At 38.8% G+C, this 15,466-nt stretch carries 17 protein-coding genes and 2 pseudogenes; 4 read left to right on the forward strand and 15 right to left on the reverse strand.

Translation table 11 applies throughout. The features are described 5' to 3' along the window. A partial coding sequence (locus tag HJP15_RS16750; protein WP_170174192.1) for a transposase domain-containing protein occupies positions 1–129 on the forward strand: 129 nt, incomplete at its 5' end. Positions 130–356: 227 nt separating this feature from the next. On the opposite strand, the gene HJP15_RS16755 is transcribed toward HJP15_RS16750, so the two are convergent. From HJP15_RS16755 to HJP15_RS21995, 3 genes and pseudogenes are all read right to left on the reverse strand, one after another. After that, the gene (locus tag HJP15_RS16755) at positions 357–902 is read right to left on the reverse strand and encodes a hypothetical protein (RefSeq protein ID WP_170174193.1); all 546 of its coding nucleotides are present in this window, start codon (positions 900–902) and stop codon (positions 357–359) included. A gap of 448 nt (positions 903–1,350) precedes the next feature. Continuing rightward, positions 1,351–2,505: a hypothetical protein gene (locus tag HJP15_RS16760; RefSeq protein WP_170174194.1), complete on the reverse strand. Its 1,155-nt coding sequence runs from the start codon at positions 2,503–2,505 to the stop codon at positions 1,351–1,353. Between the two features lie 230 nt (positions 2,506–2,735). Next, a pseudogene (locus HJP15_RS21995) lies at positions 2,736–2,858 on the reverse strand (transposase); the annotation flags it as partial. 121 nt (positions 2,859–2,979) lie between these two features. On the opposite strand from HJP15_RS21995, the pseudogene HJP15_RS22000 reads away from it, so the two are divergent. Further along, positions 2,980–3,253: pseudogene (locus tag HJP15_RS22000) on the forward strand (group II intron reverse transcriptase/maturase); the annotation flags it as partial. A gap of 82 nt (positions 3,254–3,335) precedes the next feature. On the opposite strand, the gene HJP15_RS16775 reads toward HJP15_RS22000, so the two are convergent. Further along, complete coding sequence (locus HJP15_RS16775; RefSeq protein ID WP_170174195.1) at positions 3,336–4,016, reverse strand: hypothetical protein; 681 nt, start codon at positions 4,014–4,016, stop codon at positions 3,336–3,338. Between the two features lie 715 nt (positions 4,017–4,731). Between HJP15_RS16775 and ltrA the strand changes: the two genes are divergently transcribed. Together ltrA and HJP15_RS22010 are read left to right on the forward strand one after the other, a co-directional pair. Further along, positions 4,732–5,598 (forward strand): group II intron reverse transcriptase/maturase, encoded by an 867-nt coding sequence (gene ltrA, locus HJP15_RS22005; protein WP_249365887.1) that lies wholly within the window; start codon positions 4,732–4,734, stop codon positions 5,596–5,598. Positions 5,599–5,664: 66 nt separating this feature from the next. Then, positions 5,665–6,087, forward strand: a complete 423-nt coding sequence (locus HJP15_RS22010) for a group II intron maturase-specific domain-containing protein (protein ID WP_219828452.1) — start codon at positions 5,665–5,667, stop codon at positions 6,085–6,087. 82 nt (positions 6,088–6,169) lie between these two features. On the opposite strand, the gene HJP15_RS16785 is transcribed toward HJP15_RS22010, so the two are convergent. The 11 genes from HJP15_RS16785 to aceK all read right to left on the reverse strand — a co-directional run bounded on the left by HJP15_RS16785 (position 6,170) and on the right by aceK (position 15,413). After that, positions 6,170–6,397 carry an ExbD/TolR family protein gene (locus HJP15_RS16785; protein WP_170174196.1) on the reverse strand — a complete coding sequence of 76 codons (228 nt, stop codon included), beginning with the start codon at positions 6,395–6,397 and terminating at the stop codon, positions 6,170–6,172. Between the two features lie 393 nt (positions 6,398–6,790). Continuing rightward, positions 6,791–7,915 (reverse strand): IS91 family transposase, encoded by a 1,125-nt coding sequence (locus tag HJP15_RS16790; RefSeq protein WP_249365888.1) that lies wholly within the window; start codon positions 7,913–7,915, stop codon positions 6,791–6,793. A gap of 1 nt (position 7,916) precedes the next feature. Further along, positions 7,917–8,756, reverse strand: a complete 840-nt coding sequence (locus HJP15_RS16795) for a tyrosine-type recombinase/integrase (RefSeq protein ID WP_170174197.1) — start codon at positions 8,754–8,756, stop codon at positions 7,917–7,919. A gap of 533 nt (positions 8,757–9,289) precedes the next feature. Then, entirely contained in the window at positions 9,290–9,508 is a 219-nt protein-coding gene (locus HJP15_RS16800; protein WP_054206280.1) for a DUF6500 family protein, read from the reverse strand. A 112-nt stretch (positions 9,509–9,620) separates the two neighbouring features. Continuing rightward, positions 9,621–9,911 carry a putative quinol monooxygenase gene (locus HJP15_RS16805; RefSeq protein ID WP_170174198.1) on the reverse strand — a complete coding sequence of 97 codons (291 nt, stop codon included), beginning with the start codon at positions 9,909–9,911 and terminating at the stop codon, positions 9,621–9,623. Between the two features lie 89 nt (positions 9,912–10,000). Continuing rightward, positions 10,001–10,903 carry a helix-turn-helix domain-containing protein gene (locus HJP15_RS16810; RefSeq protein WP_170174199.1) on the reverse strand — a complete coding sequence of 301 codons (903 nt, stop codon included), beginning with the start codon at positions 10,901–10,903 and terminating at the stop codon, positions 10,001–10,003. Positions 10,904–11,009: 106 nt separating this feature from the next. Beyond that, a complete protein-coding gene (gene lepB, locus HJP15_RS16815) occupies positions 11,010–11,660 on the reverse strand; it encodes a signal peptidase I (protein ID WP_064435885.1) in 651 nt (216 codons plus the stop codon). 198 nt (positions 11,661–11,858) lie between these two features. Next, on the reverse strand, positions 11,859–12,113 hold the full coding sequence (locus tag HJP15_RS16820; protein ID WP_054206276.1) for a DUF2999 family protein: 255 nt from the start codon (positions 12,111–12,113) through the stop codon (positions 11,859–11,861). 63 nt (positions 12,114–12,176) lie between these two features. Then, positions 12,177–13,139 carry a zinc-binding dehydrogenase gene (locus HJP15_RS16825; RefSeq protein WP_170174200.1) on the reverse strand — a complete coding sequence of 321 codons (963 nt, stop codon included), beginning with the start codon at positions 13,137–13,139 and terminating at the stop codon, positions 12,177–12,179. A 14-nt stretch (positions 13,140–13,153) separates the two neighbouring features. Further along, a complete protein-coding gene (locus HJP15_RS16830; protein ID WP_054206274.1) occupies positions 13,154–13,546 on the reverse strand; it encodes a hypothetical protein in 393 nt (130 codons plus the stop codon). 58 nt (positions 13,547–13,604) lie between these two features. Then, positions 13,605–15,413 (reverse strand): bifunctional isocitrate dehydrogenase kinase/phosphatase, encoded by a 1,809-nt coding sequence (gene aceK, locus HJP15_RS16835; RefSeq protein WP_170174201.1) that lies wholly within the window; start codon positions 15,411–15,413, stop codon positions 13,605–13,607. Positions 15,414–15,466: the final 53 nt, after the last annotated feature.

The raw sequence follows: 15,466 nt of genomic DNA on the forward strand, positions 1-15,466 counted from the left end.
AGCCTTGTTGAAACCGCAAAGGCAAATGATCTTGTAGTGCATGACTACATCTCAACGTGCTTGCAACATATTGCAGAGCAGCCAAGTAACCTTGAGCCACTGCTACCTTGGAATATTAAGCAAGGCTAGGTGTCGTTAGCTATACGCTTACGAAGCTCAAAAACAAAAGGAATTAACATTGCGCTAGGTAATGACTATTTAGCATCACAAGGTTTAGTGTCATTGAAAGATATTTGGATCAATATTCATTACGGGAGATGAACCGCCCATTGCACTTCCTGTTAATAAAAAGCGCATGATGGGTGGTGTGGGGGCTGGAGGTTAGAGACCTCCGGCTACCCGATTAGGCATGTAAATTATTCAGAGCAAATTAATAACTCGTAATTACTAGTAACCCAAGTTGTTATATGCTTTTTAGCATTTCTCTCAATAGTTTTTCGACCTTGGGTTCTCCCCCAGATTTCCGAAGGAACTACAGATTCCTTGATCTCATTTAAAATTTCAACTGGTCGCTGAAAACAACCACGCTTATCAAAAAAATCTTCTGATATATATCCAGTGATTTTACAAAGCATTACCTTTCCTTGTTTATTCCTTACAAATACTAAATCATCTACCTGCATTTCTGAGAGCCAATATCGCAAAGCAATATCACAACGCCGCTTCCCGGATTGTTCTAAATCAAAGAGACCATTTGCAATTAGTTTTTGTTTAATTGAACGAATAAATTTTGCTAACTCTTTACCGTTCATAGTTAACTCTGGAAAGCATCTTTTCTTATATCGTAGAGCTACATCTAAACCGCCACAGCTTCCGTGAGCACTGTGAATATATTTGTAATTTTGATTGAGATCTAATTCATCCCAGCCATCTTTATCCATCCTAAGAAACCAAATATTCATTGATTAATGCTTCCTATTGCTAAATGAGTACATGCCTAACGAGGCTGTAGAATAACTCTAACAGCCAAATTCAATTAAAAAACGAGCTCCTGCAATTAACTCTAAGCGTTTTTAAAGCATTAGGTAATGCATTTGGAACCCATAAAACAGGCTGTTTTTCTTAAAAAAGAGTAATTCTACAGCCACAACACCACCTTAAACTGTGAGTAATGGTTGGCTAAAATGTGGCGTCGGCTTTAACGACTTGTTAGGGTTATACCGACACCAGATATAACTTTTTTAGACTTCCTATCCAATTCAATCTTCGAAGAGAACTTACCTGACGTTCTATCATTCTTAATGGAGTCAATAAAAACTCGTTGAAGCCGCATAGCCTCTACTACCTCACCCTTTTCTCTTAGCTCATTTATCTTAAGTAAAACTTCAACTTTTGATGTATAAACTGCCATTATGCGGCCTCCGTTAGAGCTGCGTTTCTGACATTAAATTCTTCATCTATTTTGAGTAAATTTTCCTGTATTATTTGCTCAATTTGGATATAACTTAAAAAGTAAAGCATGTCTCTGTGATCAGCATGATGCTTAACTGATACGCCGAGTGATAATACTGGCATTCCTTCCGTTTGTAATTTCTCAAAAACCATAGTGATATAGTCTTTCCAAATATGTCCACTTCCTGTCTCAAATGCCTCCTTTCTATTTGCGCTATATACAACACTTCTTTTAGTTTTTATAGCGAGAGCAATTAAACCATCATCAGCAGGGATTGGAGTTAGCATTTCCTGGTATTCTTCTCCTGACTTGAAAGCAGCAACATATTTTTCATATGTATTATCATCTGAATTTAGTCTACGAAAGTGAACTCTCACGTCACGCCAGTCAAATAAATACTGTCCTACATAAAACCCTAATCCAGTCAAATATGATTTGAGCATAGTGTTTTGACTTTGATCATAATTTAATCTCTTAACATCCTTTATGTAAGCATCAGTAAATGAGCTTATATGTTGAGAAAACTCTGAGATAGACTGAATATACCTAGGCAATAATTCAAAAAAATCACTTTTTATCGGAAACTTAAAATTGTCTGGAATATCCAATTTGTACTTTTTATCAAGAATATCATCAACACTATCATTAAGGATTTCAAGGTGTTGTTTTTCCGACTTTAAGTTGCTTTTTTCTAGCTCGATCTGTTCTTTTTCACTTTTCAATGATTGATAATTATATTCACCCTCAATTTTTTTCGAAATTTCTTCATATTTGCTATTATAATAATTATCAATAGCCTTTTTATCACCTAACAATATTTCCCAAGTTTGTATTTTGTATTTTGTCTCTTGCTTTTTAAAGGACTGTAACAACACGATCAGAACTATGAGAAATGATATAATCCATGAGGAAAGTAAACTTACGAGCATTGTTGCTTTGTTTTCATCTGTAATACCGAGCAATTCTGCGAATGCAAGGAACTCCCCGATCAACACAGCGGCTCCGCCTGATAATGAAATTGACTTGATAAATGCACCATCAAATCGAAGAAGCATTAAGGCTGATCCTAGTCCAGTAACAATGCCTACTAAAATAAACGCAATTAAATCCAATATTTCAATCCTTATCTATTTTTAGCCCTAACGAGCCTGTAGATTAACTCGTTTTAAATTTATTTTTCTTGATTCATTAACCATAGCCGAGTTCCTATTTTGATTCAATCGGTTACTTCGGTTTTACATAAAATATCAAAAGAGGATTTGCTGTTACTTTAATTGGCGTTTTGGAAGGTGTTTCTGATGCATGAGTGGCTTTATCAAGGTTAAAAGGGGTTTCCCCTTTTTTAGTACATCGTGTTTTGCAGCTTTTCTATATTATGAACTAAGCAATACAGTTGCCATTGCGCATTCACTTTCGTTTGACCCCGTAAGGTCAATTTATTCATGCCTTTGTTAACTGTAATATTCCGCTGTTTATTTAAAGGAAAGCAGGGTCTATACAGCTAAGTTGTTTGCCACTCCTTAAGTAAAAAGCTGCCGTCAGCCCATTGGGCTGTCTATTTTGACTTTGATTTTTTATAGCTGACGTTAGATTTAAATCATTGGTTCCGCTGTAGGATAAGGATGTGCAACTGGCGACAATGGCGCTCTCTATTAAGGAATAGCCCGTACAAAAGTACGTAGTTTAATGAAATTAGGTGTTAGCGAACGACTCGCCATAGCCTGTGGTATCACCAGTAAAGGCCCTTGTAGAAGCTCAAAAACAAAAGGAATTAACATTGCATTAGGCAATGATTACTTAGCGTCACAAGATTTAGTGTCATTGAAAGATATTTGGATCAATATTCATTACGGGAGATGAACCGCCCATTGGACTTCCTGTTAATAAAAAGCGCATGATGGGTGGTGTGGGGGCTGGAGGTTAGAGACCTCCGGCTACCCGATTAGCCAAATGGTGACGGAGGTTCAGGCCTATATGTACTTCTTCTATTGGGTTGATTGTGATCAAGCCAGCTTTTCATTAGATCTAGCGATGTAAAATCCAGTATCTCTAACTGTTCACTAGTAGGGTTATCAAGCATTACCTCAACTGTTGAGCCTTCATGACCGCCGAGTGATATTAGCCAGTTAGTATATTGCTTAAATGTATAATAATTAGAACCTATTTCACCATTTAGAAAAGACTCGATTACTACATCAGCGCTAATTCTAGAAGATGTTTGCTTTTGCTGATTAATAAGAGGTGTTACTAAGGAATTAAATACTTGGTTATTACAAACCTCAGGATAGTAGTTATTAAAATGAGCAGTTCGAGTCTGTCGCTTTTTAGACCAAGCAATATAATGGCATTGCAAACTTTGTGAGCGACGATTCATCTCACTATCTAATAGAGTACACAATTGAGCACGCAATGATTTACGAGATTCAGCTTTAATATCTCGTTCTTCGTACTTAAACTCTATCAATGCAAATTTAGTAGTAGTGGTGAATATGTAATCAGCTCCTAAAATCGCATCTTGACCATCCAAACTACAACGATTTAAAGTTCTTCCCTGTTGCATGGCAATTTTAGAAAAGTGGTTTGAAAAACCATCCGCGACTGATTGTTCGTGTTTTCGTTGCATTCAAGCTCCATTAGATATTGAATTTGGCTAACGTCGCGCTTTGCGGCTGTTTTTTTGAGCGAAGCGAGAAAAACAGTCCGACAACAGCGCCTTGTGTACGCCCGACATGGGCATTGACTTATGAGGTGAAAGTCCTCTGTAGGAAGATCACCGTTTAAATAACACACTGTTATTAAACGATAGACACTCGCAAATGGCAAGGGCTAAATCGTGAGAGATAGTCTGGAGGAAGCCGCTAGCATTCTTTATAAAAATAAGTGCGAGCTGATGAACAAAAACATCATATGAGGCGTAGGCTGGAGACGAGCTAGCACAAGATAGCGAAGTCATGTGATCTAACGGCCACCGTAAATGATGCAGTTGTGCAGAGAAAGTCGATGCACCTGTTCTTCATTGGTAAAAGGGGGGGGAGATCTGATAAACACGCATCCGCGCTAACGCTTGGAGATTACCAGTTAGGGACTGGTTGTTCAACCCTTGGCGCTTTGGTTGCTGCGACCTACAGCGAGCGAAATAGCAGTAAACAAGCGTTAGTTTAGACGCGCTTTATCGAGTAATCGCTAGAGTGATTTATCAGAAGTCAGCAGATGGCATACGACTGCATGGATGCAGAAGGTAGAGCAACGCAGGAGCAGTTGCCGAGTAGCCAAACGCCCATCGTAATGGAGGGGACACGGTGAAGGCCTGAACATCTTAACCAGAGGAGACACTACAAATGAACTTGAATTCACATAGATCACCGTGTTGTGATAGTGATGAACAGCGTTCTGCTGTGAATAATACCTCGAATGAATATAACCAAACAGATCATGACCTGATGGCAAGAGTACTAAGCAACCACAATATTGGCGTAGCATGGCAACATGTTAAGCGCAATAAAGGGGCTGCGGGTATTGATAATATGAGTATTGAAGAGTTTAATCACTTCGCTAAGTTACATTGGTTAGGTATTAAACAACAATTACTTAACGGCACTTATCAACCCTTGCCAGTCAAACGCGTGATGATACCCAAACCTGATGGCGGTGAGCGAATGCTTGGGATCCCTGCTGTTATCGACAGAGTGATCCAACAAGCCATTGCTCAAGTGATTAGCCCTTATTTTGAGCCTCAATTTTCACCACATAGTTATGGTTATCGCCCTCATAAAAGAGCCAGTCAAGCAGTGAACCATGTTCAATCTTGTGTTAAACAAGGTTATAAAACAGCGGTTGATATAGACTTGTCTAAGTTCTTTGATGAAGTAGACCATGACATGCTGATGAATCGTGTTGGTCGTAAAATCAAAGACAAAGCACTCATGCGTCTACTCGGTAAATATCTACGAGCCGGAGTAGCAGAGCGCGAAACAGGTCTGTGGTTTGAGTCAACCAAAGGAGTCCCTCAAGGTGGGCCACTATCCCCTTTGCTTTCCAACATCTTACTCGATGAATTAGATAAGAAGCTAACCTACAAACACCTTAAGTTTGCACGTTACGCTGATGACATAATCATTTTAGTAAAAACGAAAAGCGAAGGGCTAATAATCCAACGGGAAATTACTGCGTTCATCACTAAGCGATTAAAGCTCAAAGTGAACTAATCGAAAAGTCGAGTCGGTCCAGTAACAGGCTCGAAATTTCTCGGGTTTACCTTTCGTTACGGTCAAGTGCAAATTCACGAACAGGCGCTAAAGAAATTTAAAGCAAATGTAAGAGAACTCACTAACCGCAACTGGGGGATCTCAATGACCCTACAAATTCATAAACTCACACAGTATTTACGTGGCTGGGGACACTACTACCTAATAGCCAACGCTTATCAACTAACAGTGGATTTAGATCATTGGATCCGCCGTAGGATAAGAATGTGCTACTGGCGGCAGTGGCGAAAACCTCGTACCAAAGTACGCAGTTTAATGAAATTGGGTGTTAGCGAGCGACTCGCCATAGCCTGTGGTATCACCAGTAAAGGCCCTTGTAGAAGCTCAAAAACAAAAGGAATTAACATTGCGCTAGGCAATAACTACTTAGCGTCACAAGGGTTAGTGTCATTGAGAGATATTTGGATCAATATTCATTACGGGAGATGAACCGCCCATTGCGGACCCGCATGATGGGTGGTGTGGGGGCTGGAGGTTAGAGACCTCCGGCTATCCGATTATGTGATTGTACTCAAACAGATGCAATTGATATTCTTTCGCAGCCTAACTCTTTTAGCGTATCCATGATTACAGGGATCTTTTTGTGCTCGATATTCCTATCAATCATTAAGATTACTTTCCCCTGACAGTTAAACGATTTCTGAATATATAGCTTGAGATCATCAACTATTTTTTTATCAACAAATAAGCCTTCATTTTTTACTTCAATAATTAAATTATCAAATTCGCTAGCTTTCATAATATGGGTATTAAACAGCAGAAAAATAAACAAAACATATTTAAGCACACCAAACCTCAGAATCACATAACGTCTTAGTATTTATACGTTACGTTGTTTGTATCGTATAAATACCTTGTTGAACGAAGCATACTCCTCACTCAACATTTTTATTGGTATGCTTAATGCTATAGGAATTCTCTTTTTTAGGGAAGTCGTTGATTGCAGTTTTATTGGACACCCTTTTACTACTAGACGGGTTAGTTACTGTTCATTAATTTCATTTCTACGCTTTTTTATAGCGTTTCTGCCTGCTGTTATCTTTTTTGCTTCTTTTAGGCAGCACCACATCTAAGCTGATCCTCTGTTACACCAACTTAGTTAACGAGTTATTTTTAACGGTTCGACTGACTATTAACCACTATTCATTATGATGCTTCCCGTCGCTAGGCCGTCTATTTTTGCATCCTTTATACAGAGGCTTTTCAGTATCAGCCGCCCTTGCTTACATGATGGACACGGCCAATTAACGCTAACCGGCACTGGTGTATCTGACTTTCCTTGATTTACAGCCTCATACTTACCTGTTTGTGCGCTGATAATATCCCGCTTTTTGGCTCTACACGCACTGGCTAAAAAACCGTAGTGTCGTATTCGCATAAATCCACTTGGGAGCACATGCAGTAAATAGCGCCTGATAAATTCTATGCCCGTTAATGTCATTCGCTTTATTTTGCTGTCTCGGTAGTCTTTATAGCTAAACGTGACACTTTCTTTTGTTACCTGTTTGAGTCGTCCTTCATGCAACATGCCTTTACGTGTGTAGCGCCCAAGGTATTTCAACACCGTTTTCGGCTCGGTCAAATTCACCTTGCTGTGTACGCACCATGATTTTTTCATGAGCAATTCGCTTTGAGGTATCGTTAGTTTATGTGCCCTAATGGCTGCTAGCATTTTTGCTCTAAACACGGTTGCTAAGGCTTTTACTGCAAATAAATACGGCTTTTTAACACCGCGCCACTCACCTGACGATGTTAATACGCCATCTGGAATTAAACAGTGCAAATGAATATGTTGAGCAAGGCTTTGCCCCCATGTATGTAACACCGCAGTCATTCCTAACGTGCCTTGTAACTGTTTTTTACGCTGCGCAAACTGACTGAGTGTTTGCCATACAGCATGAAATAAACAGCTGTAAATCTCACGCGGATATTGCCTTGCTAATCCATTTAGTTCATGAGGGAGTGTAAATACCAGATGAAAATAAGGCGCATTGATAACATCTTTACTTTGTTGTTCACTCCATTGCTCGCTAACATGCCCTTGGCACTGCGGACAGTGTCTATCTCTACATGCGCAGTACACTGTTTTATTATGCTCGCAGCGATCACACTGCCATTGCTGAGCACCTAACTTTACGGTTCGACAGTCCTGTATGTGCTGACACACTCGCTGTTGTTGATAGGTTAATGCATGGATTTCTTTATAGTTACTGAGGTGTTGCGCTAAGACATCTGCAACATGATGCGTCGTTGCCATCTTAGTCCTCCTCCCACGCAGCCATTAAATCATGGCTACTATGTGCCATCTCTGGCAACCAGTGTAAATAACGCTCTGTCGTACGAATACTCGTATGTCCCAACTGCTTTTGTAACTGGTGAAGCGGCATACCGGCTTCAATTTGATGTGTAGCATAAGCGTGACGCAAACTATGCGCGGATACATTTTTTGCAATGTCAGCCCGCGCTACCGCACGTTTTAATCCACGACTAAACGTTTTTGCATCTATCGCTTTTTCTTTATCCCAATTAGTACAAAACAGTATACTGCCAAGGGAAAAGCCTGCTATATAAGCCTTTAATCGCCTTGCTGCGCTTTTAGGTAATATGACACGACGGTCTTTATTCCCTTTTCCTGCTCTAACCCATAGGCAGTCTTGGCTAAATTCAATATCAACAACCCGTAAATTCAGTAATTCACTTATTCTGAGTCCACAGCCATAGCAAATACAAAGCATGACTTTTTGTTGTGCAGATACCGTATTTAAAAACAGGCGATGAACCTCATCCCGTGTTAGCAGTATCGGTATTTTGTGTGCTTTTTTAGGCAATACAATATCAATGCTGAATGAGCGCTGTAGTACATATTTATATAAAAAATTAACGGCATTGAGTTTTACTGCAATCGTTGCACGCGACAAGTGCTGTGTTAGGTTTACATACCTAAAATACGCCTCAAGCTCTTCCTTATTAATTAAGTCAGGCGATTTATCGTAGTAATTAGCTAACTGAGCGAGTGCATTTATATAAGATTCTTCGGTACGTGGTGAGTAGCCTCTTAAACGGATCTCGTCTATGACGCGTTGTCTTAATGGGGTCATTGGTTTTCTCCGGTAAATAGGGGGAAGTCCCAATGACAAGTGTGGCAATTATGCTGAAGGTTGCTAGCTCCGCGTAGCGGCTTTGTTCAACAATTTTGTCTATGACATTTGTCGTTTTATAAACCGACAAATGTCCATATATTACAATGCATTTATCTTAGCCCTCAAATAAACACCTGTAAACAATTAGTTAACTTTACCTCATATTTTAGAAATGCAGAAATACACCAAAATGGTAGAGATCAGTAATATTGGACAAAAATAAAATACTGTCTACATACACAGTGTTTCACTTTAGAGATTCACACTCTCAAATCACCTTTCATTGACGATTAAAATACTGTAAAAATCCTTTAGCTTGAAAAAGTGGTTTTAAGTTAGACTTACTGTAGTGACGTAAAGTAGCGTGACTTTAGGTGTTACTTTTGAGTGTTACTTTCAAAACTGCTCAGCTTTAGCGTTACATAAAATTGCTGCGACATAACGTGCTTTTATTGACGCCGCTAATAAAAATAAATGAATAGCAGATATTGCTATAGGCCTTCTACTATCATTTCTTTGATTTTTTGGGCTTTTACAAAGTGGTCTAATTGATGGGTTTGTATCCACCACGTTGCAGCTTCCATTAGCGACTGCGGATCATCATTTTTATTTGCAAAAAAAGCATAAAATGACAACCCTACATTGGGCCCTTTTTGTGCGATTTTTTTATTACATACAGTTATGATTTTTTCTCTAAGTTGCGCATTCATTGTATTCGGGGCCTCTTACTTTAATAAAATGCATTACCGTTTTTTAACTTTAAGCAACTGTAATGCATATGACTAACAAGTATGTAGTTATAGTTTAAAGTAGTTAAATAAACTAAACAGCTGCTTTTTCAAAATATTTTATACTCGGCGCTGATGCTAAAAATGATGCAAGTTCAGCAAGCACTCCATTATTATCGATATGCTCAATATAGGCACGGTGGTGTTTAACACTAAGCCACTGCTCTTCTATCAACATTTCTGAGTTTGGTTTATCAAAATAAATCGTTACATCTAAACAGCCGTTAAATGCCCTTACTGCGGGTAAGTGTTTTTCTAAAAATGGCAGTAATAATTCGAGTTGCCCTGATTTTACACAACAATTAAGCGTTACTCTTATACTCATGCCTTTCTCCTGTGATTAATGAGTTGTTGCATTTAATCACCGCTAAAAAATATAACTGCTCAAAAACCATCAAAAGTAACGTTTTTAAATCAATTACTTTGTTTAAATTGTTTTGGCGTTATGTTGTACTTCTTTTTAAACAATTTAATGAAATGGGAGACGTTTTCGTAACCTAAATCTGCTGCTATATGTGTGACGGTTAACTCTGTTTCTTGTAAAAGTTGGTAGGCTCGAACCAAGCGTTTTTCTTGTAGCCACTGGTTAGGCGTAACACTGTAAAGAGATTTAAAGTCTCGTGTAAATGTTGATACACTTTTACCGGATAAATTAGCTAAATCTTTAATTGTTAACTTAAGGGTATTAGGGTTATTTAGCAGCCGCGTGATATTACGCTTCGGTGGGTAAGTTGTGTGCTTTGATTGTACGAGCGTTTGATAAATAGCTTTGTCGTAAATTGCTAATAAATGCAGTAACTCTAAAAGCTTAACTTTTAACAAAGGCGCTGTATTACAGGTTCGTTTATGCAATTTTTGAATTGAATCAAAATAGGTTTTCACTAAATCATCGCATTGAATATTAAACAACGACGTAGCGCTGACAGTCGTACACGGCTGACTTTTATTTACTTTGTATGTGCTTAAAAATTCGCTGATCACATCCTCATCAAAAAAAGTTAAGTACGCTTTTAACGATGAGGTTGTTCTTACATAATCTGAATGCACGTTAAGCCCTTGCGGTAAAAATACAGCACTGCCAGCATGCAGCTCATGTGTTTTATTTTTAGATGTTGTAATGGTTTCTTGCCCACTTTCAATGTACACCAAACACGGTGTATTCGTATAAAATTCAACATCTACTAAATCATGGCGAAGGCTTTTATAAAAAATCCCTGTATTTGCGGTGTGTAGCAGCGGCACAACATCCGTCATTGTATAAAGTGACTGGGGTAGTACTAATATATTTTTTTTACTGTGATCAAATACGCTGTTCATTTATCACCTATAAAAACGTGCAATCAGTGTTCTTTTGTTAACATCCTGCACTGTATTTTATTCGCCAGCCGAGCATGGTAAATACGTGTAGTTGAGTATTAATTTTTTACTCTAACACTTTTAATATTCGTTCTTTACGCGGTATATAGTAATTATCGTAATTTAATGACACTATCACCCGCTGCGCTTTGCCGAGTAACTCTTTACGTGGCACTAAGCCTATCATTCTTGAATCTGCACTGTTGTCTCGGTTATCGCCCATTGCTAAATACATGTCTTCTGCGATTGTAATTGGCGCAAAGCTTTGTATGGTGGAGCGCTGCTTATCAACTTTTACAAGGTGTTTAATGCCATTTAAGTTTTCGATTCTTATTTGGTTTGTTGTGTTGTCTGTTGAGGTGTCATAACTGAGTTTTTTACCGTTAATAATTAGCTCATTATTAACTAATGCAACCGTGTCGCCAGGTACACCTATAACGCGTTTAATTAATCGATTATCAGCTGCCACTGAATCAAATACTATAATATCGCCCGCACTTGGCTCAGATATTCTCGCAAGCGATATTTTTGTAAAAGGAACTCTTAAGTCGTAGGCCATTTTATCTGTGAGGATTCTATCACCTTCAACAATTGTTGGTTTCATCGAACCTGTAGGTACTTCATACCAATCAGCTACTGCGCTCCTAAATACACACATTAACGAAATGAAGACGATAAGTGAGCGATTATTTCGCCAAATTTTATATAGGCTTTTCATGTTAGATTATCCATAAAAGTGGGTTATATAATAGACTTGGCAAATAACCTTAGGTTCATAAAACATGTAATAAACAATGTAACAAACTATGAATACAAAAGAGGATAAAATATAGGACGATAAATAAAAGTAAAGCGCGCTTGGCGCGCTTTACTTTTATACATTACTTAGGGCTTAACGTGATTTTATTGCTTTTTATTATTGATTTTTAAACTGTGCTTTTGCTTGTTCAACTTGGCCTTGATCAATGCCAAGTGAATCAGCCGCTTCTTTAATTAAATGTGGTTGAGTCATTACGACTGCCATTAATTGCTGTAGTTTTTCAGGCGGTATACCAAGTTGTTGCACTAGCGCCATTGCCATCATAGGGTTTTGTGTAAATGCTTGAAAAAGTTCATGTACTTTTTCGTCACTTACGTTGTGCTCTTTTAGGGTTGCTATAATTGGGTTCATTGTATGCCTTGGATTGCTTTTTTCAGTTACCCTAAGTTATATGGGCAAACTTTAATTTTTAAACTACTCAACGAGTAATACAACCTTTCCTGCATTTTCGTTTCGCTCAAGTATGGTATGCGCTTTTGCTGCATCTTGCCATGGTAGGGTTTTATAAATATTAAAATCAAACGTTTGATTGGCTATATCGTCATAAAACCTTGCTACAAACGCATCGCGCAGCTGACGTTTAAAGGTTTGGCTGCGGTTGCGAAGTGTTGAAGCATGCAATGAAATGCGTTTTTGTAATAAGCGTGCAAAATCCACTTCTGCAAAGCGCCCGTCTAAAAATGCCAACATCACAATTTGGCAATCTAATGCGGCAATGGCTGCATTTTTATTTAAATAACGCCCTGATACCGGATCAACAATCACATTTGCTGTTAAATTATGCTGTTGCATATAATCAACAAAGTCATCTGTTTTATAGTTTATGGCATGGTCCGCGCCGAGCGCTTTGCCGTGCTGACATTTTTCATCGCTCCCTGCGGTGATAACCACAATTGCACCGGTGCGTTTAGCCATTTGAATGCAGGCGCCACCTACACCGCTGGCCCCAGCATGAATAAGCACAGTGTGCCCTTGCTGCAAATTACCTAGTTGGAAAAGCGCACCAAATGCCGTTAAATACACTTCGCTAATGGCTGCACCCTGCGCCATTGTTAAACCACTCGGTAAAACCATTAATTGCGCTGCATCTACTGCTACATATTCACTATAAGCGCCACCAGCGCACAACGTAAATACCGCTTTATTAAGCCAGCTATTATCAGCACCTGCGCCAAGTTCAATGACTGTGCCGGCACATTCTAATCCTAATATGGGGCTATCGCCTTGCGGAGCTGGGTATTTACCTTGTCGCTGCATGCAATCGGCGCGATTAACGCCTATCGCAGCCACTTTAATCAATACTTCGTGCGCTTTTAATTGCGGTTTAACGGTTTCGCTGAGTGATAATTGCGCATGTTGATGGGAAATAAATTGCATAGATGCCCCCTTTGTTAATCGATTTTACGCCATACTTCGGCTTCAATTAACTTACCATTTTCAGTTAAAGAATGATGCCACAAGTTCCCTTCAATTTTATAATCAAAGGCCATTGTTTTACCAAGTAATGAGGGGATATTGCCATATGCGAACGTCTCAACAAACTGTTCATTTTTTAAAGTGTATTGTCCGCCACCAGCATAGTGGAACTTGCCATTTTTTTGGGTAATATAGTTAAAATGCGTTGCAGTAATCAGTTTTACTGAGGTCAGCTCTGGTGCTTTAGCACTCACAAACCCATCTTCAACGGCGTATTTGCCTTGCACAAACTCCCAGCTGCCCAATAGTGGATTAGCCACTGCTATTGGCGAAGCAATTAATAAACTTGCTAACAATAAAGATTTCATACTATTTCCTTGGTTTTATTTTGAGGAGTAATATACCCTTTTTCGCACCCAACATTCATTAGACTTTAATAGTGGTATTACTAAAGCGCCAACTTTGTTTATAAGGGTACACATCAGCCAGATGCCCTGCATTGATTTGGTTTTGACATTGCTGCCAAAACTCAGGGCTGAATAAATTGTGATGTTGCTGGCAAAAATAACTAAACGCCTGCCTGTTTGCGCTAAAAAAAACGTTAAATTGACTTGGAAATACGTCGTTTTCGGCTACATCAAAATAGCTTTCGCTACTGATCTCATCAAAGCTATTTTGGCTCGTTGGTAAATCTCTAAATTCGCAATCTGTTAATGGGCATATTTCATCGTAATCATAAAACACCACACGACCCCAACGTGTCACGCCAAAATTTTTCATCAGCATATCACCAGGAAAAATATTAGCCTCAGCTAAATCTTTAATTGCTTTACCGTAATCGTGCATTACGTTACTAAGCTGTTTGTTGTCACACTGATTAATGTATAAATTAAGCGGGGTCATTTTACGCTCAACGTACACATGTTTTAGCACGAGCGCTTTATTTGAAATTGCCATGCTGTTGCCAATACTCGCGCGCATTTGCTCAAGCAGTTCATCGCTAAAACGGCTTAAATCAAATGCCAAATAGCGAAACTCATGCGTGTCGACTAAACGCCCTACTCTGTCGGCTTGTTTTACAAAATCGTATTTTGCCATTACTTGTGCTTTAGTGGATGTTTTGGGTGCGCTAAATCTATCTTTGATCACCTTGTAAACATAATCAGAGTGCGGTGTCGTAAATACCAGCATCACCATGCCTGGAGTCCCTGGGGCAATAATGTATTTATCGTGTGTGGGGCTATTTTTAGTCGTGTCTACTTTGTAACGGTAAAATTCAGTTTTAGCGTGTTTAATAAAACCTATGGCATTAAATAACTCAAATCGTTGCTTATGTGGCATTAACACTGACAGGTAATCTACATAACGGGCTGGTTGATCTGTATCAACCATAAAATAAGTACGTGCAAAGCCAAACAGTAAACTGAGTTGATCAGCCCCCATCATCACAGCATCAAGCTTTAAGCCATTTTCAGTATGTAATATCGCCACTGCAAAAGGCATATTATCGCCATTTTTAGCAATGCATCGGCCAATTAAATAACAGGCTTTATTTCTGAAAAATAATGAATTAGCGTATTCAATAAAACCATCATTTAGATTCATCAATTCATATACTTGGCGACATTGCTGCTTTGCACCTAGTGTTAAAGTACGCTGTAAAGCATCAACATCCTTGTTTAAATCTGTAAATTTAACCCGAAAAGCTTGGCGATAAATTAGTTGTGCTACAGCATGGGTAAAGCCATTTTGTAATGAAATTCGGCTCACTAAATTATCAAATGGTCTTGGTTTAGCGCGGTACTTAGCTTTTAAGACAAACAAATGTACAGTGCGTATTTTTTTATCGTCCCAAATAGAGCCAAATGTTGAATTAAAAAATGTGTGCGCAATGGGCTGGTTTTCGTGATTTTCGACCATTTCTCCATAAATGTGTTTTGCTTGCTCCCATAGCCGTGGGTCATGTAGTTCTTTAAAAGCAATTATTCGCACTGCATTACTCACGCTTTTAACTTGGCGCTCATACACTTGTAAACGCTCGCGCATTGCTGATTGCACATCTAACCATTGTCGTTGCTCAAAACGACTTTGTGCACCCAAGGTAATATTTAAAAATGCAGCAAACATGCCTTCAAACCCAGCAAATACAGCCCGTGCTAGTTTAGTTGCAATAACATGCTCTATGGCATCATTCGGTGAAGCCGCTAACAGTGTTTGTGTGTTTTGTTTGGGCATATTTTTATCACTTATGGTGGCTATGTAATTTTATGGGTTTACACACCTTAGCA

It is taken from the genome of Pseudoalteromonas sp. NEC-BIFX-2020_002 (assembly GCF_013002825.1).
Lineage (GTDB): Bacteria > Pseudomonadota > Gammaproteobacteria > Enterobacterales > Alteromonadaceae > Pseudoalteromonas > Pseudoalteromonas neustonica.

Bases quoted from the DNA above. Each gene is read 5' to 3' on its own strand.
- HJP15_RS16775 (WP_170174195.1), bottom strand. From the start codon at position 4,016: ATGCAACGAAAACACGAACAATCAGTCGCGGATGGTTTTTCAAACCAC.
- HJP15_RS16800 (WP_054206280.1), bottom strand. From the start codon at position 9,508: ATGAATGCGCAACTTAGAGAAAAAATCATAACTGTATGTAATAAAAAA.
- lepB (WP_064435885.1), bottom strand. From the start codon at position 11,660: ATGAAAAGCCTATATAAAATTTGGCGAAATAATCGCTCACTTATCGTC.
- aceK (WP_170174201.1), bottom strand. From the start codon at position 15,413: ATGCCCAAACAAAACACACAAACACTGTTAGCGGCTTCACCGAATGAT.
- HJP15_RS16785 (WP_170174196.1), bottom strand. From the start codon at position 6,397: ATGAAAGCTAGCGAATTTGATAATTTAATTATTGAAGTAAAAAATGAA.
- HJP15_RS16755 (WP_170174193.1), bottom strand. From the start codon at position 902: ATGAATATTTGGTTTCTTAGGATGGATAAAGATGGCTGGGATGAATTA.
- HJP15_RS16820 (WP_054206276.1), bottom strand. From the start codon at position 12,113: ATGAACCCAATTATAGCAACCCTAAAAGAGCACAACGTAAGTGACGAA.
- HJP15_RS16795 (WP_170174197.1), bottom strand. From the start codon at position 8,756: ATGACCCCATTAAGACAACGCGTCATAGACGAGATCCGTTTAAGAGGC.
- HJP15_RS16805 (WP_170174198.1), bottom strand. From the start codon at position 9,911: ATGAGTATAAGAGTAACGCTTAATTGTTGTGTAAAATCAGGGCAACTC.
- HJP15_RS16810 (WP_170174199.1), bottom strand. From the start codon at position 10,903: ATGAACAGCGTATTTGATCACAGTAAAAAAAATATATTAGTACTACCC.
- ltrA (WP_249365887.1), top strand. From the start codon at position 4,732: ATGAACTTGAATTCACATAGATCACCGTGTTGTGATAGTGATGAACAG.
- HJP15_RS16825 (WP_170174200.1), bottom strand. From the start codon at position 13,139: ATGCAATTTATTTCCCATCAACATGCGCAATTATCACTCAGCGAAACC.
- HJP15_RS16790 (WP_249365888.1), bottom strand. From the start codon at position 7,915: ATGGCAACGACGCATCATGTTGCAGATGTCTTAGCGCAACACCTCAGT.
- HJP15_RS16830 (WP_054206274.1), bottom strand. From the start codon at position 13,546: ATGAAATCTTTATTGTTAGCAAGTTTATTAATTGCTTCGCCAATAGCA.